This window comes from Methylobacterium sp. 275MFSha3.1 (genome assembly GCF_900108435.1).
Lineage (GTDB): Bacteria > Pseudomonadota > Alphaproteobacteria > Rhizobiales > Beijerinckiaceae > Methylobacterium.
The window spans coordinates 1-19,931 of record NZ_FNWP01000009.1 but is presented as its reverse complement, the minus strand read 5'-3'; the positions used below and the strand labels follow the sequence as shown (position 1 = coordinate 19,931).

Genomic DNA, 19,931 nt, shown 5'->3' with positions numbered 1-19,931 from the left:
GGGTCGGGCGGGGCACGCGAACCCATGCGCTTCGGCCCGCGCTGGTTCCTGCTGGTGGCGCCCGCCCTGGGAGCCCTGGCGGGGCTCCTCTACGGGGTGATCTTCGGGATCGCCCCGCTGACCGGGACGGCGATCCGCGGCGCGATCATCGGCACGCCGATCCTGCTCTACGAGCGCCAGCTGCTGGCGCCGCGCCTGCGCGACCGCATCCGCGGCCTCGCGACGCCGCTGTTCCTGCTCGCCACCGTGGCGCTCTACATCGCGCTGATCGTGGTCGGGAACGCGGTCGCCAGCACGGTGCTGAACCAGCTGTTCCGCTTCATGTACAGCGAGCGGAACGCGATGCTGATGTCGCAGTCCGGCCTGCTCTACGCGCTCGGCATCTCGGCCCTGGTGGTGTTCGTGTTCCGGGTCCGCGACCTGATCGGACCCGGCGTCTTCGCCAACCTGCTGATCGGGCGCTACCACCGGCCGATCAGCGAGGAGCGGATCTTCCTCTTCCTCGACGTGACCGGGTCGACGCGCTTCGCCGACCGCCACGGCGACCGGGCGGCGCAGGCCTATCTCGGGCAGGTGTTCAACGCTCTGGCGCTGCCGGTGGCCCGCGCCCGCGGCTCCATCGACGACTACGTCGGCGACCTCGCGCTGGTGACCTGGACGATGGAGCGGGGGCTGCGCGACGCCGCCTGCCTGCGCTGCGTCTTCGCGTTCCAGGAGCGGCTCGCCGCCGAGGCGGAGAGCTGGCGGGATCGCTTCGGGCAGGTGCCGCAGTTCCGCGCCGCGCTGCATTGCGGCCCGGTCGTGACCGCCGAGATCGGGCTGGAGCGACACAAGATCGCGTATTTCGGCGACGTCGTGAACACGACGGCCCGGCTGGAGGCCCTGTCGAAGACCTTGGGCGTCGACGTCCTCGTCTCGGCCGACCTCCTCGCCCGGCTCGGCCCGCTGCCGGACGACCTCGTGGCGGAGGATCTCGGGGCCCACGCCCTGCGCGGCCGCGCCGAGCCCCTGGCGGTGGCGGCGATCCGGCGCCGGGCCGCCGTCGCGGCACCCGCGCGACCGCTGCCGAGCCGCGCCGCGACCGCGTGAACCGCCGCGGCGACGGGCAGCTCAGGCGCCCAGCGCCTTCAGCACCGCCCGGGCGGCGCGCTCGCCGTCGAGGGTCGCCCCGCCCACCGTCATGGCGCCGCCGCCCGCCAGCGCCTCCCCGGCGAAGAACACGCGCCCGCCGACCGGGGCGCGCAGCTGGTCTCGGGCCTCCGCGTGGCCGGGGGCGGCGATCGAGTAGGAGCCCTGGGCGTGCGGGTCCGTCCACCAGCCGGCGAGGCGCCCGGCCCGGACGGCGCTGCGGGCGCCGCCGCCGAGGACCGCGACCAGGCGCTCGGTGGCGAGCGCCACCGCCTCCGCCTCACCGGCCCGGCACAGGTCGCGCGCGAGGTCGCCGCCGAGATTGGCCACCGCCAGGGACCGGCCGAAGGGCTGCATCTCGAAGTAGATCGTCGGGCCGCCCGTCGCCACCGAGACCGCGTCGCCGAGGTCGGCACCGTCGAGGCGCGCGGGGTCGAGGCGCAGGCCGATCTTGGTGTAGGCGCCCATCGACAGGCCGTCGAGCGCCGTCCGGGCGGCGTCCGGCAGGTCCGGCGCGAACGCCACGGCCCCGGCCTTCAGCACCCCGACCGGCACCGTGACGACGGCGGCGGCGGCCGCGATCGTGCCCCGCGCCGTCTCGACCCGGACCCCGCGGCCCGACCAGTCGATCGCCCGCACGGGGCAGTTGAGGCTGACCGGCAGGTCGGCGAAGTGCCGCGCCACGAGGTCGCCGTAGCCGTCGATCCAGAGGTCGGAGCCGGACCAGAGCCGGTCGTAGTCCACGGCCGAGACCCGCTCGGGATCCTCGCCGAGGGAGAGCCGGCTCAGGCCGGCCGCCGCCAGGGCGGCGTCGGGGCCGCCGGCCCGGGCCGCCTCCGCCAGGGACGGGTCGCCGCCCTTCGGGGCGAGCAGCGCGTCGAGGCCGGAGAAGCCGGCGCGCCGCTGCGCCGCCTCGGCGGCGGTGGCGGGACGGCCGTCGACGACGAGCCGGCGCGCCCAGCCGTCCTCGCGGGCGACGTGCGCCCCGGCCGCCCGGGCGATGGGCGCCCAGGGATTGCGCTCGGCCCAGTGGATGTACTCGGCGCCGGCGTCGAACCGGCACGCGGCGCCGAGCGCCCGGTCGGTGAAGGCGCGGCCGCCGATCCGGTCCCGGGCCTCGACGAGGGTGAAACTCTGCCCGGCCGCCCGCAGGAGGGCGGCGGCCGCGAGCCCCGCGGCCCCGGCGCCGACGACGACCACGGATCCGCCGCCGGCGCGGGCCCGGAGGGCCGGCATCGCCAGGAGGGGGGCGGCGAGCAGCGATCGACGGGTCGATGTCATGGGCGCGCCCGCTCGGAACCGTCTCCGGAGGCGTCGCCTCCCGCGTCCGGACAGGGGCGGCGCGCTAGCCGCGCGCGCCCTGGGGACCCGAACGCTTCTCCATCATGGCCTTGACCTGCATCAGCTGGTCCCAGACCTGGCCCGGCGAGGTGCCGAAGAAGTCGAAGCCGGCGGCGATGCCCCAGTAGATGCCGAAGCAGATGAACGGCACGAGCACCCAGGCCAGCACCTCCTCGCCGCGGCGGCGCCGCTGGCGACGCCGGCGGCGCTCCTCGCGCCGGGTGAGCTTCTTGGGGGGCGCCGGCTGCGCGACGGGGGACAGGGGTCCCTCGTGCAGGTTGTCAGTCATCGGGCGCCTCCTCGCCGCGGCGCATGCGCGTCGCGGCGGTCATAGACCGGCGGCCCCCGAGTCCGGAAGGCCGCCGGCCGGCCTGCACACCATTAGGCGCGCACGAGTGGCACCTTCGGCACGGTCCGGACGCCGCCGCCCGAACTGCCGCCGCCGCCCTTGTTGTCCTTCGGCGTCTTCTTCCGGGCCGCGGTGCGGGGCTTGGCGCGCTTGTGGCGCTTGGCGGCGTTGGTCACGTCCTTCTCGGGCTTGGGCGTCACGGGACCCGCCGGGAAGTCGAAGCCCAGGCTGTCCTTGGCGCCGGCCTTGGCCTCGCCGTCCTCCGGCTTGCGGACGACCACGCGGACCGCGCCGCCGTCCTTGAGCTTGCCGAACAGGACCTCGTCGGCGAGCGGCGTCTTGATGGTCGACTGGATCAGCCGGGCCATCGGGCGCGCGCCCATCGCGTCGTCGTAGCCGTGCTCCACCAGCCAGTCCCGGGCCTCGTCGGAGAGCTCGATCGTGACGTTGCGGTCGGCGAGCTGCGCCTCGAGCTGGAGGACGAACTTGTCCACCACCTTCGCCACCACGTCCTTCGGCAGGTGGCCGAACGAGATGATCGCGTCGAGCCGGTTGCGGAATTCCGGCGCGAACAGCCGGTTGATCGCCTCGACGTCGTCGCCGGAGCGCTTCGACTGGGTGAAGCCGTAGGCCGCCTTGGCCAGGTCCGAGGCGCCCGCGTTCGACGTCATGATGATGATGACGTTGCGGAAATCGACCTGCTTGCCGTTGTGGTCGGTCAGCTTCCCGTGGTCCATCACCTGCAGCAGGATGTTGAACAGGTCCGGATGCGCCTTCTCGATCTCGTCGAGGAGGAGCACGCAGTGCGGGTGCTGGTCGATCCCGTCGGTGAGCAGGCCGCCCTGGTCGAAGCCCACGTAGCCGGGGGGCGCGCCGATCAGGCGGCTCACCGTGTGGCGCTCCATGTACTCCGACATGTCGAAGCGCAGCATCTCGACGCCGAGCGAAGCGGCGAGCTGCTTGGCGGCCTCGGTCTTGCCGACGCCGGTCGGGCCCGCGAACAGGTACGAGCCGATCGGCTTGTCCGGGTCGCGCAGGCCGGCCCGGGCCAGCTTGATCGCCGAGGTCAGGGCCTCGATGGCGTTCGGCTGTCCGTAGACCACGCGCTTCAGGTTCTCGGTCAGGTGCTGGAGCACCACCGCGTCGTCCTTGGAGACGGTCTTCGGCGGGATCCGGGCCATCGTGGCGATGGTCGCCTCGATCTCCTTGATGCCGATGGTGCGCTTGCGGCGCGCCTCCGGCACCAGCATCTGCGAGGCGCCGGTCTCGTCGATCACGTCGATCGCCTTGTCGGGCAGCTTGCGGTCGTTGATGTAGCGGGCCGACAGCTCCACCGCGGCCTTCACGGCCTCGGTCGTGTACTTGAGCTTGTGGAACTCCTCGAAGTACGGCCGCAGGCCCTTCACGATCTCGATCGTGTCGGGGATCGACGGCTCGTTGACGTCGATCTTCTGGAACCGCCGCACCAGGGCACGGTCCTTCTCGAAGTACTGGCGGTACTCCTTGTAGGTGGTCGAGCCGATGCAGCGCAGCGTGCCGGAGGCGAGCGCCGGCTTGAGCAGGTTCGACGCGTCCATGGCCCCGCCCGAGGTCGCGCCGGCGCCGATCACCGTGTGGATCTCGTCGATGAACATGATGGCGTTCGGGTGCGCCTCGATCTCCTTCATCACCTGCTTGAGGCGCTCCTCGAAGTCGCCCCGGTAGCGGGTGCCGGCGAGCAGCGTGCCCATGTCGAGGGAGAAGACGGTCGCGTCGGCGAGCACCTCCGGCACCTCGTGCTGGATGATCTTGCGCGCCAGACCTTCGGCGATCGCGGTCTTGCCGACGCCGGGATCGCCGACCAGCAGCGGGTTGTTCTTCTGCCGGCGGCAGAGGACCTGGATCGTCCTCTGGACCTCGCTCTCGCGGCCGATCAGCGGGTCGATCTTGCCGTCGCGGGCCTTCTTGTTGAGGTTGACGCAATAGGCGTCGAGCGCGTCGCCCTTCTTCTTGGCGCCGCGGGGATCGCCCTCGTCGCTCGGACGCTCGGACGCGCCCTCCTCGTCGGCGCCGCGCACGGGCTTCGCCTCGGAGGCGCCGGGCCGCTTGGCGATGCCGTGGCTGATGTAGTTGACCGCGTCGTAGCGGGTCATGTCCTGCTCCTGCAGGAAGTAGGCGGCGTGGCTCTCGCGCTCGGCGAAGATCGCCACCAGCACGTTGGCGCCGGTCACCTCCTCGCGGCCCGACGACTGGACGTGGATCACGGCGCGCTGGATCACGCGCTGGAACCCGGCCGTGGGCTTGGCGTCCTGCCGGCCGTCGCCGGTGAGGTTGGAGAGCTCGGTATCGACGTAGTCGACCAAGCTGCGCTTGAGCGTGTCGATCTCGACGTTGCAGGCGCGCATGACCGCGGCCGCATCTTGGTCATCCACCAGGGCGAGCAGGAGATGCTCCAGCGTCGCGTATTCGTGCCGGCGCTCCCCGGCGAGCGCCAGGGCGCGGTGGAGGGCTTGTTCTAGGCTGCGTGAGAAGCTTGGCAAAGCTGGCCTCTGTCCTTCGTGCCTACCGCGAGCGGCGCCTATTTCTTTTCCATAACGCACTGGAGAGGATGTTGGTGTTTGCGTGCGAAGTCCATGACCTGCGTCACCTTGGTCTCCGCCACCTCGTAGGTGAAGACCCCGCACTCGCCGACCCCGTTCTGATGCACGTGCATCATGATCTGGTAGGCGTCCTCGTGGCTCTTGTTGAAGAACCGCTCGACCACCAGGACCACGAACTCCATCGGCGTATAGTCGTCGTTCAGAAGGAGTACCCGGTACAGACTCGGCCGCTTGGTCCGCGGCTTCGTGCGCGTGATGATCGCGGTGTTGGACCGGTCGTCGCCCCCGGGCGTGCGCGAACCGGATGCCGTGACCGCGATACGCGCCGGCCGGTGCTCCCTCGTCGAGCTCGCGGTGCCCTGCATGGGGACCTGTCTCATGTGCGTCGAACCGATCCCTTGCTCGGAGCGGGCGCCGCCGGCCCTCACGGCCGATCCTGATCCTGGCCTGCCGGGAGCAGCGCTCAGCTCCACGCCGTTTAATCTACAGACGGTGAGCCGACTTCGCCAGACGCCTGTGCGCACTTGTCCGCCCTGCACCGCGCGTCCCCGGCGCATGATGGCCGACCCGCTAGCGCGCCGGGCCGGGACGGGCCGCGGCCGGCGCCACCGCCTTCGGCCGCAGGAACGCGCCGGTCAGGCCCAGCATCGCATCGCCGGCGGCGGCCGAGCGGGCCGCGGCGCGCTCCCCGGCCCGCTGCAGGTACGCGGCCTGCACCGCCAGGATCTCGGTCGGGCTGCGGGCCGCCGCCAGCGCCCCCCAGGTCGCCCCGAGGTCGTCGAGGGCCTTCTTGACCGAGTCGAGATACTCGATGCCGAGGGTCTGGGCCGCCCGGCTCGCGATCCCGAACCGCCGCAGGGGCGTCCCGAAGCCGGAGGCGACCGGGCTCAGGGGGAGGGCAGGGGGTCTCTGCATCGCCGATCTCCGGTCCGCCGCCGAGCCGGCCCGCCATCCGCGACCGACAGTTTCGGATCGCCGCGAGAGTGTGCGGCACGACAGCCAGCGTCAAGCTCGGGCCTGTAAGAGCGGCCGGCCGCAACCGGCACGGCATGGCCGACCGGCAACAGCGGGTCGGGAACGGCCGGTAAGCGGATGCCGGACCGGCACGATCCGGCACTCGCCGCGATCGCATTAACGGGCCTGTAACTGCACTTGCCTAACTCTCCACTGATGCAGCGGGGCCACGTGATCGGCGGAAGGCTCTGCAGGGGATACGACCGGCCAGATCCGGTCTCGCGAGGCAATCAGGCGTGATGCGTAGCGTAGTAGGCCGCTCCCGGACGATTCCAGCGCTCCCGGCCGCGATCCTGGCCGCCGCCGTCCTGACGGCCATGGCCTCACCGGCCGACGCCCGGCGCGGTCGGCACCACCACCATGCCCGCGCCGGCGGCGGCTACAACCCGCCCTACGCGGCGATGGTCGTGGACGTGAAGAGCGGCAAGACCTTGCACGCGGTGAACGAGGACGCCCTGCGGCACCCGGCCTCGATCACCAAGGTGATGACGCTCTACATGCTGTTCGAGCAGATGGAGCGGGGCAAGTTCGCCCTCGATTCCGACCTGACCATCTCGGCCCACGCCGCCGCCCAGGCGCCGTCCAAGCTCGGCCTGCGCCCCGGCCAGACCATCTCGGTCGAGGACGCCATCAAGGCGATCGTGACGAAGTCGGCGAACGACGTGGCCTGCGCCATCGGCGAGAACATCGCCGGCTCCGAGGAGCGCTTCGCCCAGATGATGACCGCGAAGGCCCACGCCCTCGGCATGAGCCGCACGCACTACGCCAACGCCTCGGGCCTGCCCGATCCGGACCAGCTGACCACCGCGCGCGACCTCACCGTGCTGGCGCGGGCGATCCAGGACCGGTTCCCCCACTACTACCGGTACTTCCAGACCCGGTCCTTCGCGTTCCGCGGCCGGGTGATCGGCAATCACAACCGCCTGCTGGGCAACGTCCAGGGCGTCGACGGGATCAAGACCGGCTACACCCGGGATTCCGGCTTCAACCTGATGACCGCGGCGAAGTCCGAGGGGCGCCAGATCGTGGCGATCGTGCTGGGCGGCAAGTCCGGCGCGAGCCGCGACCGGATCATGGCCGACCTCGTCCGCGCCAGCCTGCCGCGCGCCTATGCCGGCGCCCGGATCTCGGCTCCGGTCACCGAGGTCGCCGAGCGCGCCCGCCCGGCGGTCGTCGCCGACGCGGTCTCGCGGACCCGCACGCAGGTCGCCTCGGCGGACGACGAGGACGTCGAGACGACCGGCACCACCGGCGAGCCCCTCGACCTGTCCCCCGCCAAGACGACGACGCCGGGCGGCACCTGGAAGCCCGGCCCGCAGGGGATCCCGAAGGCGGCCCAGGCCTATGCCGGCGGCGGCAACGCCCAGCCGCCCTTCCCGGGCGCGTCCAAGTCCACGGCCCGGGTGGCCTCCCTCGAGCGCGACGAGCCGCCGAAGGCGGTCTCCGGCGCCCGCGTCATCCCGACCGCCTGGGTGATCCAGCTCGGCGCCATGGACGACGAGTCCAAGGCCCGGACGATGCTCTCGGAGGCGCGCGCCAAGGTCGGCGGCAGCCTGTCGAAGGCCGCGCCCTACACGGTCAAGGTCGAGCACGGCGGCACCACGCTGTTCCGCGCCCGCTTCTCGGGCTTCGCCGAGCAGGATTCCGCCCAGGAGGCCTGCTCGGCCCTGAAGCGCAGCGGCTTCAGCTGCTTCGCCACCCGGAGCTGAGACCCGCGAGACCCGCCGGCGCGCCCCCGCGCCGCGTTTCGCGAGCCACCGGCGCGCCCGCGCGCCGGATACGGAACGGCCGCGACCGAGTTCGTCCGCGGCCGACGATCGGTAACTCTCTGACAACGCGCGTGGAGTTCAGCGATGTCGGTTCAGAAGCCTGTCCCGGGCCGCGTTGACGCGCGCCGCGCCCTCGGCGCTGCCCCCCTGGTCGGGGTGGGCGCGCTTCATGAGAGACCGGTGGGCCGACCGGATCTCCTCAGCGGTCGCCCCGCGCTGAAGCCCCAGGATCTCGTACGCCTGCTCCTGCGTCATCGCCCCTGGATGCGGCGGACGGCGCGGCCGCGGGTCGCGATCGCCCTCAGCGTCTACACGCCATCCGGGCGACCGGCGGTCGAGATACGGCTCTAGCAGGGCGGCGCCCGCGGCGTCGCGGATCCGGCAGAGCCGCAGCAGCTCGACCACGGCCCCGGTGGGCATGCTGTCGAGCCACGCGCCGGCGCCCGGCCCCGCGATGACGCGGCCCGTGCGCAGGCTGCCGTCCGGGCGCACGAGGGCGTCGATCAGGACCGTGCGGAAGCGGCGGTCCTCCGGGTCGCGCGGGCGCTCGCCGGATCCCGGCCGGATCAGCCGGCGCAGCCGCGCGGTCATGGCGGCCTGGCCCTCGATCATCCAGACGCCGCTCAGCCCGAGCAGTGCCGCGAGGACGAAGTTCCCGCGCATGAGCAGGAACCCGGCCGCGAGCAGCGCGAAGGCGCCGAAGGTCGGCAGACGCGCCCGCCCGAGGGCGGCGCCGAGGCCAGCCCGGAGACCGCCGCGGAGCCTCCGGCCGAGGCCGCCCGAGTTCTTCGACAGCCACCACAGGGTCAGGCAGGCGAGCAGGCCGGCGAACAGCACCATCGCTCAGCGCCGCACGCCGTAGAGGGCGGACGCGCTCCCGCCGATCTGGATGCTCGTCCCGTCCCCGAGATCGAAGTGGCCCGGCCGGCGCGGCGTCGGCGGGCGCACGCTCGCGTCGCAGCCGGGCTGCGGCGGGAGGCGCACGCCCTCGGGCAGGTTCTCCGGGCAGAGGCGCGCGCGCGTCGGCGCCTCGCCGGCCCGCGCGGCGGCGGCGAGGAGGATCAGGGTCAGGAGGAGGGCCGCGCGCGTCATCGTCGGTTCTCCGCGACCTCGGCGGTGGTGACGCGGACCTGCCGGATCCGGCCGTCGCGCTCCACCTTGAGGGTCACGCCGGCGCCGAGGCCGGCCTCCTCGATGGCCGCGGTCAGGTCCGTGAGGCGGTGGACCGGACGATCGTTGGCCTCGACGATCACGTCGCCGAGGTCGCCGGTCTGCGGGTCGACGCCGCGCAGACCGGCCTGCGCGGCCGGGGAGCCGGGCAGCACCCGCACGATGACCACGCCGTCGATGCCGAGCCGCGCGGTGGCTGCCTCCTGGGCGGCGATGATGCCGATGCCGGGATTGCGCACGCGGCCGGCCTTGATCAGCTCCGGCACGATCCGGTTCACCACGTCGACGGGGATCGCGAAGCCGATGCCGGCGCTGGCGCCGGACGGTGACACGATGGCGGTGTTGACGCCGATCAGCCGGCCGGCGGAATCGAGGAGCGGGCCGCCGGAATTGCCCGGGTTGATCGCCGCGTCCGTCTGGATGACGCCGGACACTTCGCGGCCCTCGCTCGTCGGCATGCGGCGGCGCACGGCGCTGATGACGCCGGTGGTCAGCGTGTGGTCGAGGCCGAACGGGTTGCCGATGGCGAAGGCCGACTGCCCGACCTTGAGATCGGACGAGGTGCCGATCGCCAGCGGCGGCGGCATGGTCCGCACCCGCCCCAATTGCAGGACCGCGAGGTCGTAGGACGGCGCCATCCCGACGAGGGTGGCGGGCACGACCTCGCCGTCGCTCATCCGGACCGAGACCGAGCCGCCGCTCCGCGCGGCGTTCTGCACGACGTGGGTGTTGGTGACGATGTGACCGGCGCCGTCCCACACGAAGCCGGTGCCGGTCTGCGTCCCGCCCTGCTCACCGCCCTGGTCGTCGAGGTCGAGCAGGTCGCGGTTCTGCGCGGCGCCCTGCGCGAAAACGTGAACGACGGACGGGCTCGCGCGCTCGAACAGCGCGACCGTCGAGGCCTCGGCCGGCGCCAGATCGCCGCGGGCCGTGATCGCCCGGGGCGTGTCGGCCGCGTAGAGCAGCGGCTGCAGGTAGGGCTGGGCGACGTAGAGCGCCAGCAGGACCAGGACCGCGGCGAGGACGATGCGCACGGTACGATCCGGCACGGGTGACTCCGAGAGAAGCGCGTAGGCGGGCCCCGACGGGCCGAGCCTTAAGTGCGCGTTCAGGATCGGGGCGTCAACACAGAGAGGCGCCGCCGCCGACAGGCCCCTGACGTGTTCTGGCGCACGTCGGCGACCGGCGCAGACTGGCTAACGGAATGGTCATCATTCAGGAGCCACAATTCTCGCAAGTCCAGGGCAGCTCAGTCGAGCTCAATACGGACATGGAACACCGAACTGCGCCCGAACTCGTGCCTCGGCACCGGACGCTGGTTTCGAGAACCGCCCGAATTGATCGCAAAGCTGCCGCAGAGATGCTTGCATTGACGCTCAGACCATCGATCGCCGCAGCCCCTCGGCAGAGCCCGGCGGCGGCGATCTGAACGGTCCAAAACGGTTCGGAAGGACGAGTACCCATGGAAACCGAAGCTCTGGAACGGCCCGCGGATCTGACGATCTGGCGCACGGCCCCGGCGAGCGCCCCGCTCGCGCAGCCCGAGCGCTACCGGACCCTGCGGGAGGCGATCGCCGCCGCGGCCGGCGCCCTGGCCGACCCGGCCAAGCAGCCCTGGATCATCACCGAAGAGGGCGAGATCCTCTCGCCGAACTGGATCCGCACCTACCTGAACTGACGATCGATCACCCGGAGAACGGGGATACCGGGGACGGCGGCGCGAAGCCTCGCCCCGGTGCCCCGCGGGCTCACTCCGCGGCGTCCGACTGGCGGAAGCCCTCGATCCCGACCTGGTCGGGGTTGATCGCGTGCAGCGCCCGCCGGGCCGCCTCGAGCGGGTGCTCGGCCTCGATCCGGACCGAGGTCAGATCCGGGCTCTTGTAGACCGTCACGATCGTGTCCATCACCTCGGTCAGCGTCGTGCGCTTGTCCTCGGGGGCGGCGATCAGCAGCTGCAGCCCCCAGGCGCGGTAGAGATCGACCAGCGCCTGGCTGTTGCGCACGTCGAGCTTCGAGAACGCCTCGTCGAGCAGGCACAGGCCGAGCCCCGGATTCTCGTCGCCCGGCCGGTCGCCCGGGTAGTAGGCGCTGGCGAGCGACGCGGCGATCGCTACGTAGAACGGCGCCTGCGCCTCGCCGCCGGAGCCGCGCAGCGCCCGGGCCGACATCGTGGTGCGGTTGCCCGCCCGGTCGCGCATGCCGATCTCGTAGACGAAGTAGTTGCGGTAATCGGCGAGCCGCGCCGCGTCGTCCGCGCCGGCGATCAGCGCGGTGATCTCCTCGAGCGCGGCCGCCATCGGCCCCTCCGCCTCGCCGGCGAGCAGCGCCTGCGCGGCCTCAGGCGAGCGGGCGGTCTCGGTGGCCAGCGCGTGGACGGCGGCGTAGCGGCGGTCCACCGCCGCCTCGAACGCGTAGGTCTGGCCGGTGAAGCTGCGCGCCGAGAGCCGCTCGTTCAGGGCCGCGAGTCGGGCATGGACCCGCTCGAACCGGTCGGCGAGGCGCGTCAGCAGGTCCTCGGTCATGAGGCGGCGCATCTCGGACTCGGCCCGCTCGGCCTGCGCCCGGTAGCGGCGCAGCTCGTGCCCCTCGACCGCCTCGTATTCCCGGCGCACCCAGGCGAAGCCGTCGATCGCCGGGGCGTCCCCCGAGGCCAGCGGGTTCTCCACCCGCCAGGCGGCGCAGGCCTCCGCCAGCTCGCGCTCGGCGATGCGCCCGTGCGAGCGGGCAGCCTCGGCAGAATCCCGCGCGAGGCCGCGCTCGGCGCTCACCCGCGCCCCGGCCGCCTTGGCGTCGAGGCCGGCGAGCGCCCGCCGCGCCTCGGCGACCGCGCCGAGGTCGAAGGGCTCGGCGCGGGCGAGGCGCACCCGCGCCGCGTCGCCCGCGCTCAGCTGGCGCAGGGCCGCGCGGCGGGCCGACAGGGCGGCGCGGACGGCTTCGCGCACCGGCCCCAGACGGGCGCGCAGGGCCGCCTCGTCGGCGAGCAGGCGGTCGAGCTTCGGCTCCAGCTCCTCCGACAATTCCCGCAGGTAGCCGACCCGCTCGGTGGTCAGCGCGGCGATCTCGGCGGCGAGCCCGGCCGTGTCGCGCTTCTCGATCCCCTCCCGCTCGGTCTGGAGCGTGCGCCGCCGCCCCTCCAGCCCGTCGAGCTCGGCCCGCAGGGCCTCCACCGCGTCGAGGCCCCGGGCGACGCGGGCCCGGATCGCGGCGGCCGTCCGGGCGGCCTCGCGCAGGACCGCGGCCTCGCCGCGCAGGCGCCGCGCCTCCGCGACGGCGATCTCGTGGGCGCGGCGGCTGTCGGCGGTCGGCCCGCGATGGCCGCGGGTCATCAGCAGGTCGACGCTGCGGGTGACCGTGTAGGCCATGCCGGCCGTGGTCCGGCCGCTGGGCGCCACGGCCCGGGACAGGCGCGCCAGTTCGGCATCGTCCCGGGCGAGGTCGTAGCCGCCGAGCCGCACGCCGAGGAACGCCTCGGCGTGGGGGTCGCTGGTCTCGATCACGGTGAGCGGCCCGTCGTCGTAGCGGCGGGACCGCTGCTTGGCGGTGTCGGTGGTCTTGACCAGGATGCAGCGGCTGTAGCGGTCGCGGCCGGATTGCAGCACGCCGAGCGCCTCGCTCAGCCGGTCCGGTGCGACCACCAGGGCCTCGCGGGCGCGCCCGAGCAGCCCCTCGAGGGCCGGCCCCCAGGTCGGGTCGACGATCTCGGCCAATTCGCAGATCGGTAGCGCGTCGATCCCGCGTCGCTCCAGCTCGCCGCGGAACGCCACCGTATCGGAGGACAGCTGCGCCGCCGGGCCGCCGCCGGTGCGCGGGGCCGTGCGCTCGGCCTCGCTCTCCTGCGCGCGGGCCTTGAGCGCCGCGTCCTCGGCGGCCCGCTCCAGGGCCTCGTCGAAGTCGGGCAGGCGCGCCAGCCCGTCGGCCAGCTCGGCCAGCGGGCCGTCGGGGCGCAGGATCTCCTCGGGCGAGGCGTCCCGGCGCAGGCCAGCCCGGGCGCAGGCCTCGGCGAGGCGGGCCGCCTGCGGGCAGCTCTGCCGCAGGATCGGGGTGACCGGCTGGAGCTTGGCCATCTGCCCGACGAGGGCGACGAGGTCGCCGATCCGGCCGATCAGCTCCTTGCGGTCGCGCTCCAACATGGACAGGCCGAGCGTCGAGGCCGCGAGCCGGCCCTCGGCGGCGCCCGCGGCGGCCAGCGCCTTCTTCTCGGCGATCTCGCCGTCGATCTCGCGGACGTAGCCGCGGCTCGCCGCGACGCGCTCGCGGGCGATGCGCAGGGTGTCGGCGCCCTCGCGGAGGCGGCCCCGGACGGCGATGAGGTCGAGACTGCGGCGGCGCAGATCGGCGCTGGCCGCCCGCAGCTCGTGCGTCGCGGCGGCGAGGACCGCCTCGCCCCAGGCCTCGTAGCGGTCGCGCAGGCGCCGCAGGCGCCCGAGCCGGGTCTCCAGCTCGGCGATGGTCTCCCGGAGGCGCCGCCAGTTGGCGATGGAGTGGCGCACGCGCTCGACGTCGAGGGGCTCCGGCTCGAGCACGAAGGCGCGCACGAAGGCGCTGGTGTCGAAGATCGGCTTGAACGCCACCGCGTTGGCGAAGCTGCGCAGGAAGTGGCGCGGCTCCGGCGCCGGCGCGCCCTCGCGCAGGGTCGCCAGCACGTCGGCCGTGAAGCGCTCGCCGGAGGTGCGGTACTCGGTGAAGCTCGACGCGCGGGCGCGCAGCTCCGCGGCGATCTCGCTCCAGGGCGCCGTGTAGGTGCCGCCGGGGGCGGTGCGGGCGTAGTCGGAGACCTCGAACCGGTGCCCGACCGCGATGAAGCGCGACAGCACGGTCTCCTTCGGCTCGGCGGCCCGCGCCGCCAGGGCGAGGCCGACCGAGACCACGCGGCCGGAATCGGGGTTCTCGAAGACCAGCACCAGCACGGTCTCGCAGGATTCCCGCGTCGGGCGGCCGCCCTCCGCCGGGTCGCTAATCCAGCCCAGGCAGTAGTCGCGCACGGTGCGGGCGCTGCGGCCGGAGGCCGAGGCGTTGAGGGCGAGGCGGCTGGCGTTGTTGCCGGCCAGCACCGTGCCGACCGCGTCGAAGATCGTCGACTTCCCGGCGCCGGTCGGCCCGACCAGCGCTGCGGCGCCGCGCAGGCGGATCTGCTCGCGGCGGATCAGGTACCAGTTCGAGATGGCGATGTCGGTGAGGACGTACACGGTGTCGGTGGGTCGGGTCGGTGGCGGGGAATGAGCGGCCCAGTTGGCCGGACTCGGCCGCGTATGCAAGCCGACACACGCGAACCCGTGAAGCCTGATCCTACCTCAGGTTATAACCCTGTTAGCACAAACTGTTCATGTCCTGCCGGTCTCGCCTGCACGACCGGAACCGACCGATGCGTCTCAGTCTCAAAGCAAAACTCAGCGGCCTCTTCGCCCTCCTGCTCCTGGCGGCGATCGTTCAGGGCGGCGTGACCCTCTACAAGATGCAGGCGGTCGACCAGCGGCTCGCGGAGCTGATCGACAACGCCGTGCCGTCGATCAACGAGGCCCAGGCGATCAACGCCCTCGTGATGCGCTCGCGACTGTGGCAGTTCCGCTACGTGACGGCGGATACCGACGCCGAGCGCGAGACCAGCCTGAAGAACGCCGACGAGATGATGCGGAACCGCCAGGCGAAGGCCGAGGCGTACCGCAGCCTGGTGGCGTCGAAGGAGGAGCAGGGGATCTACGACGACCTGCTCGCCAAGCTGGCGGTGCAGCAGGCCGACTGGACGCGTCTGCGCGCCTTCCCGGCCGACCAGCACGATCAGGCGCTCGCCTATTTCCGCGGGCCGATGAACGCCAACTACCTCGCGGCATCCAGCGCGACCCGCGCCCTCGCCGACCTGAACATCCGGAACGGCGAGGCGGCCGGACGCGCGGCCCGCGACAGCCAGGCCGACGCGGTCCGGACGACCGTCGTGAGCCTGCTCGTCAGCCTCGTCATCGCGCTCGGCGCCATGCTGTACGCCTTCACGGGCGTGTCGCGGCCGCTTTCCGGGATGACGCTGTCCATGCGGCGGCTCGCCGACGGCGACACCCAGGCCGAGATCCCCTACGCGGCGCGGCGGGACGAGATCGGCGCCATGTCGGCGACCGTCGCGGTGTTCCGGGAGAACCTGCTGCACGCCCGCGCCCTCGAGGCCGAGACCGCGCAGGCCCGGGCCGGCGCCGAGGCGCAGCGCCGGCAGGCGACGCGCGAACTCGCCGACCGGTTCGAATCCGCGATCGGCGGCATCGTCGGCTCGGTGACGTCGGCGGCGACGCAGCTCCAGTCCACGGCCCAGAGCCTCACCGCGACGGCGACGCAGACGGCCGGCCAGTCCACCAGCGCGGCGGCCGCCGCCGAGGAGGCCTCCTCCAACGTCACCACGGTCGCGGCGGCGGCCGAGGAGCTGGGCTCCTCGGTCAACGAGATCGGACGCCAGGTCGGCTCCTCGGCGGACCTGGCGCAGGCCGCCGTCCGCGAGGCGGCCGCCACGGCCGACCTCGTCCAGGCCCTGAGCACCGGCGCGCGCCGGGTCGGCGAGGTGGTCGACCTGATCTCGGCGATCGCCAGCCAGACCAACCTGTTGGCGCTGAACGCCACGATCGAGGCGGCCCGGGCCGGCGTCGCCGGCCGCGGCTTCGCGGTCGTCGCCACCGAGGTGAAGGCGCTGGCCGACCAGACCGCCAAGGCGACGGCCGAGATCTCGGCCCAGATCGCGCAGATCCAGGGCTCGACCGGCCAGGCCGTCCAGGCCATCGACGGCATCGCCGGCCGCATCCGCGAGATCAGCGGCATGGCCAACTCCATCGCGGCGGCGGTGGAGGAGCAGGGCGCGGCCACGCAGGAGATCGTCCGCAACGTCGCCGAGGCCGCGACCGGGACCGAGTCGGTGACCGTCAATGTCAGTGGGGTCGCCGGCGCCGCCGAGGAGACCGGCGCGGCCGCCGCGCAGGTCCTGGCCTCGGCCTCCGAGATGGCTCGCCAGGCGGCCCATCTCGGCAGCGAGGTCGAGCATTTCCTGGCGACGGTCCGGGCGGCCTGAGCGCGGTCAAGTGGGTTCGGCCGCACGTCGCGGTTGACGTATCTCACGCCGTCATCGCGAGCGCAGCGAAGTGACCCAGGGCAGCGCGACGCCGGCAATCGTGGCGCCGGCTGGATTGCTTCGCTCCGCTCGCAAAGACGGCGCCGAACTGGTCGACCGGACGACGGAATCAGGCCTCGCCGGCCTCGGACCACGCCCGCAGGCGCTCCATCCAGGCGTCGGAGGCCAGCACCGTCAGCCCCGGCAGGAGCGACAGCGGTGTGACCCGCTCGACCCGGTCGCGCTCGCCGAGGCGCAGGCCGCCGCGCTTGGCGTAGAGGCGCAGGATGTCGGCGAGCCGGCCCTCCTCGGGGGGCTCGTTGCGCGCCACGGCGCGGATCTTCTCGACGATCTCGTCGGTGGTGCAGTCGACGATCCCGTCCGTTCCGGCCCGGTGGTCGCGCAGGCCCTCCTCGTAGAGGAGCCGGAGCGCCAGCAGCACCAGGGTCTCGTCCTTGCGCAGGCGCTCCGAGACGATGTCGTGGCGCGGGGCGTCGGCGGCCGGGCTCAGCGAGACCATCTGGTCGCGGTGCGAGACGGTCAGCGCGTAGCCGAGGCAGGCGAAGTAGTCGGTGAAGAACGGCGCGTAGTGCCGGGCGAGCTCGTAGGAGCGGCCGATGCCCTGCGTCTCGGCGTAGATCACCTGCCCCTTCAGCAGCACCTGGAGGGCGCGGCACAGCTCCTCGGCGTCCGGCGCCCGGGCGCCGGGCGGCGGCGGCTCGTCGCCGTCGATGATCGCGCGGAAGCCCTCAAGCACGGGGACGGCGCTCCAGCAGGAAATCCGGGCAGTCCAGCCAGCCGTTGACCACGCGCTCGGGCAGCCGGGTCAGGGCGTAGCGCGCGCCGAGCTTGGCGTCGAACAGCACGTCGATCTCGCGCAGGCGCTGGAACACGATGAAGTCGTCGACGCCCGCGATGACGATCTGCGACCCGCGCAGCCGCACCGCCTTGCCGAGCCGGGCCTCCACGAAGGCGCTCATGCTCTCGGGCGTCACGGTGGTGCGGCGGCGGAACTCCGCCTTGGCGGCCGCGAAGGCGTCGACCACGGGATCGTCCTCGATGTCGGGCAGCGGCTCCATGTCGATGGCCGACTTGCGGGCGCGCGGCGCCTGGAGATGCGCGTGCCCGATCGGCGGCCGCAGCAGCGAGACGTCGCCCGGCACCTCGGGGGCGATCTCCGACCCGCCGACGGCGCGCAGCATCGCGGCGACGCGCTCGACGCCGCTCGGGTCCGGGCGGTCCATCACGTGCAGCGCGGAGGCGATCCGGCGCTCCAGGCGCGCCACCACGGCGTCGACGGCGTCGAGGTGGTTGTCGAGGCCCTCGAACACCGCGAGGATCTGGGCGAGATCCGCCCGGACGGCCCGCTGCGCCGTGTCGAGATCGGCGCTCCGCCCCTCGCGGATCAGGCCCTCGGCCAGGGCCCGGACCGTGAGGGCGTCGCGCAGCGCCCGGCCGGCCTCGCGCACCACGCTGGCGCGGAAGCGGAACGGGTTGAAGCGGGTGTGCAGCGTCCGGTAGTCGCTGATCAGGTGGCGCTCGACGAAATCCTCGAAGAACAGCCGGAAGGTCTTGGCGCGGTCGGGCTCGCGCAGGATGCGCTCCTCGACCTTGCGCATGCCGGCCGCGAGCCCGCGCACGTGGGACAGGAAGGCGGCCGCGCCCCGCGCGGCGTTGGACAGCGCCTCGGATCGGTTCGCCGGGTCCGACAGGGCGCTCTCGAGCCCGCCCAGCACCTCCAGCACGGCGCCCCCGTAGGAGCGGGTCTCGCCCCGTTCCAGCCGCGACAGCTCCTCCAGCAGGAGGCGGGCCTCGGGGTCGAACTCCGCGACCGGGACGTAGCGCTCGCGGCGCTCGATCAGCCAACCGGTGTCGAGGAGGCGCCGGTAGAGCGCCGTGCGGCGCTCGGCCGGGTCGGCCGAGATCGGCTCGTCGCCGCTGACCTCGGGGTCGCTCCAGCCGGCGGCGAAGTCGCCGATCTCGGCCAGGAGCTCGGCCTTGCGCACCGGCTCGGCCCCGAGGACGCGCCGGTGCAGGTGCAGGAGCAGGGCCGCGTTGAAGCCGCGGCTCGGCGAGGCCAGCGGCTTGAACAGCTCGTCGGACAGCTGCGCGAACAGCATCGTCTCGAAATTCCCGCCGTCGCGCAGCCGTGCCGCTTACTTCGCGCCGAGGAGCTCGACGTCGAAGATCAGCGTGGCGTTCGGCGGGATCACGCCACCGGCGCCGCGGGCGCCGTAGCCGAGCTGCGGCGGGATGATCAGGGTGCGCTTGCCGCCGGTCTTCATGGTGGCGACGCCCTCGTCCCAGCCCTTGATCACCTGGCCGGCGCCGAGCGGGAAGCTGAAGGGCTGGTTGCGGTCGCGGGACGAGTCGAACTTCTTGCCCTTCTTGCCGCCCTCGTCGAGCCAGCCGGTGTACTGGACGGTGACCGTCTGGCCGGCCTTCGGCTCGGGCCCGGTGCCGACGACCTCGTCCTGATACTTGAGGCCCGACGGGGTGGTCACGGTCTCGGCATTGGCGGCTGTGGTCATGGCGATCAACGCGGCTCCGAAGAGGGGGGACAGGCGAGGCATGGTTTCTCCCTGGAGCCGGCGCCGTGCGCGCCGGCCGTCGGGAGGCCTTCTATCGCCTCGGACCCGTCCAGGCCAGGGAGGCGGCCGTCCGCGCTCCGGGGACGCGCTCAGGCGGCCCGGACGCCGTCGAGGAAGCGGCCGACCTCTTCGGTCAGGTGCGCGGCCTGGGCCGACAGGGCGGCGGCCGCGCCCAGGACCTCGCCCGCCGCCGCCTCGGTCGCGCCGGACGCCGCGGCGACGCCGACGACGTGGCCGGTGACCGCCGCCGCGCCCTGCGCCGCCTGGCCGACGTTGCGGACGATCTCGCGGGTCGCCGCGCCCTGCTGCTCCACCGCCGCCGCGATCGTGGTCGCCACGCCGTCGATGTCCCGGATCCGGGCCGTGATCGTCCCGATCGCCGCGACGGCCTGCCCGGTCGAGGCCTGCACCCGCCCGATCTGCCCCGCGATCTCCTCCGTTGCCCGGGCGGTCTGCTCGGCCAGCGCCTTCACCTCGGTGGCCACCACCGCGAAGCCGCGGCCGGCCGCGCCCGCGCGCGCCGCCTCGATCGTGGCGTTGAGCGCCAGCAGGTTGGTCTGGCCCGCGATGGTCGAGATCAGTCCGACCACGTCGCCGATCCGCGCCACGGCCTCGCTCAGGTCCCGGACCAGCGCGCCGGTCCGGTCGGCCTCCGCGACCGCCGCCCGCGCGAGGCCGGCCGAGCCGTCGACCTGCCGGCCGATCTCCTGCACGGAGGCGCCGAGTTCCTCGGCCGCCGCCGCCACGGTGCCGACGTTGCTGGCCGCCTCCTCGGCCGCGGCCGCGACGGTGGTCGACTGCCCCGCGGTCTCGGCCGCGGTCTCCGTCATGCCGCGGGCCGTGGCCTGCAGGCCGGCCGCCGCGGTCGAGACCTGCGCGACGATCCCGCCGACGGCGTCGGCGAAGCGGTCG

At 73.4% G+C, this 19,931-nt stretch carries 17 protein-coding genes; 4 read left to right on the top strand and 13 right to left on the bottom strand.

The features are described from left to right. Positions 1-24: 24 nt before the first annotated feature. Positions 25-1,089, top strand: coding sequence for an adenylate/guanylate cyclase domain-containing protein (locus tag BLW78_RS12145; RefSeq protein WP_056525392.1), 1,065 nt, complete (start codon positions 25-27; stop codon positions 1,087-1,089). Between the two features lie 21 nt (positions 1,090-1,110). On the opposite strand, the gene BLW78_RS12140 is transcribed toward BLW78_RS12145, so the two are convergent. The 5 genes from BLW78_RS12140 to BLW78_RS12120 form a co-directional block, all read right to left on the bottom strand. After that, the gene (locus BLW78_RS12140) at positions 1,111-2,409 is read right to left on the bottom strand and encodes a flavin monoamine oxidase family protein (protein ID WP_091679822.1); all 1,299 of its coding nucleotides are present in this window, start codon (positions 2,407-2,409) and stop codon (positions 1,111-1,113) included. A gap of 64 nt (positions 2,410-2,473) precedes the next feature. After that, the gene (locus BLW78_RS12135; RefSeq protein WP_020095819.1) at positions 2,474-2,758 is read right to left on the bottom strand and encodes a hypothetical protein; all 285 of its coding nucleotides are present in this window, start codon (positions 2,756-2,758) and stop codon (positions 2,474-2,476) included. A gap of 92 nt (positions 2,759-2,850) precedes the next feature. Beyond that, entirely contained in the window at positions 2,851-5,337 is a 2,487-nt protein-coding gene (gene clpA, locus BLW78_RS12130; protein WP_026605345.1) for an ATP-dependent Clp protease ATP-binding subunit ClpA, read from the bottom strand. A 38-nt stretch (positions 5,338-5,375) separates the two neighbouring features. Beyond that, entirely contained in the window at positions 5,376-5,762 is a 387-nt protein-coding gene (gene clpS / locus BLW78_RS12125; RefSeq protein ID WP_026605344.1) for an ATP-dependent Clp protease adapter ClpS, read from the bottom strand. 205 nt (positions 5,763-5,967) lie between these two features. Further along, positions 5,968-6,312, bottom strand: coding sequence for a phasin family protein (locus BLW78_RS12120; RefSeq protein WP_091679819.1), 345 nt, complete (start codon positions 6,310-6,312; stop codon positions 5,968-5,970). Between the two features lie 338 nt (positions 6,313-6,650). On the opposite strand from BLW78_RS12120, the gene BLW78_RS12115 reads away from it, so the two are divergent. Next, positions 6,651-8,120: a D-alanyl-D-alanine carboxypeptidase gene (locus tag BLW78_RS12115; RefSeq protein ID WP_091679817.1), complete on the top strand. Its 1,470-nt coding sequence runs from the start codon at positions 6,651-6,653 to the stop codon at positions 8,118-8,120. A gap of 138 nt (positions 8,121-8,258) precedes the next feature. Here BLW78_RS12115 and BLW78_RS12110 read toward each other — a convergent pair whose 3' ends face one another. Genes BLW78_RS12110 through BLW78_RS12100 form a run of 3 tightly spaced genes read right to left on the bottom strand, consistent with a single transcriptional unit; the run spans position 8,259 to position 10,399 of the window. Further along, positions 8,259-9,020 (bottom strand): J domain-containing protein, encoded by a 762-nt coding sequence (locus BLW78_RS12110; RefSeq protein ID WP_091679814.1) that lies wholly within the window; start codon positions 9,018-9,020, stop codon positions 8,259-8,261. Between the two features lie 3 nt (positions 9,021-9,023). Beyond that, the gene (locus tag BLW78_RS12105; RefSeq protein WP_020095812.1) at positions 9,024-9,272 is read right to left on the bottom strand and encodes a hypothetical protein; all 249 of its coding nucleotides are present in this window, start codon (positions 9,270-9,272) and stop codon (positions 9,024-9,026) included. Continuing rightward, positions 9,269-10,399, bottom strand: a complete 1,131-nt coding sequence (locus BLW78_RS12100) for a S1C family serine protease (protein ID WP_091679812.1) — start codon at positions 10,397-10,399, stop codon at positions 9,269-9,271. Before BLW78_RS12100 ends, BLW78_RS12105 begins: the two co-directional genes overlap by 4 nt. A gap of 413 nt (positions 10,400-10,812) precedes the next feature. On the opposite strand from BLW78_RS12100, the gene BLW78_RS12095 reads away from it, so the two are divergent. Next, on the top strand, positions 10,813-11,028 hold the full coding sequence (locus BLW78_RS12095) for a hypothetical protein (protein ID WP_042674010.1): 216 nt from the start codon (positions 10,813-10,815) through the stop codon (positions 11,026-11,028). A gap of 70 nt (positions 11,029-11,098) precedes the next feature. Here the strand turns inward: BLW78_RS12095 and BLW78_RS12090 are convergent, their stop codons facing one another. Then, the gene (locus tag BLW78_RS12090) at positions 11,099-14,536 is read right to left on the bottom strand and encodes an SbcC/MukB-like Walker B domain-containing protein (protein WP_091679808.1); all 3,438 of its coding nucleotides are present in this window, start codon (positions 14,534-14,536) and stop codon (positions 11,099-11,101) included. Between the two features lie 176 nt (positions 14,537-14,712). Here BLW78_RS12090 and BLW78_RS12085 point away from each other — a divergent pair, with 176 nt between their 5' ends. Then, entirely contained in the window at positions 14,713-16,389 is a 1,677-nt protein-coding gene (locus BLW78_RS12085) for a methyl-accepting chemotaxis protein (protein WP_020095808.1), read from the top strand. Between the two features lie 169 nt (positions 16,390-16,558). Here the strand turns inward: BLW78_RS12085 and BLW78_RS12080 are convergent, their stop codons facing one another. From BLW78_RS12080 to BLW78_RS31350, 4 genes are all read right to left on the bottom strand, one after another. Further along, positions 16,559-17,185 (bottom strand): DUF4194 domain-containing protein, encoded by a 627-nt coding sequence (locus BLW78_RS12080; RefSeq protein ID WP_020095807.1) that lies wholly within the window; start codon positions 17,183-17,185, stop codon positions 16,559-16,561. Beyond that, on the bottom strand, positions 17,178-18,548 hold the full coding sequence (locus tag BLW78_RS12075) for a Wadjet anti-phage system protein JetA family protein (RefSeq protein WP_091679805.1): 1,371 nt from the start codon (positions 18,546-18,548) through the stop codon (positions 17,178-17,180). The genes BLW78_RS12080 and BLW78_RS12075 overlap by 8 nt, the downstream gene beginning before the upstream one ends. A 36-nt stretch (positions 18,549-18,584) precedes the next feature. Then, positions 18,585-19,001: an FKBP-type peptidyl-prolyl cis-trans isomerase gene (locus tag BLW78_RS12070; RefSeq protein ID WP_026605341.1), complete on the bottom strand. Its 417-nt coding sequence runs from the start codon at positions 18,999-19,001 to the stop codon at positions 18,585-18,587. Positions 19,002-19,108: 107 nt separating this feature from the next. Then, on the bottom strand, positions 19,109-19,931 hold an 823-nt coding region (locus BLW78_RS31350), incomplete at its 5' end, for a methyl-accepting chemotaxis protein (protein WP_244526926.1).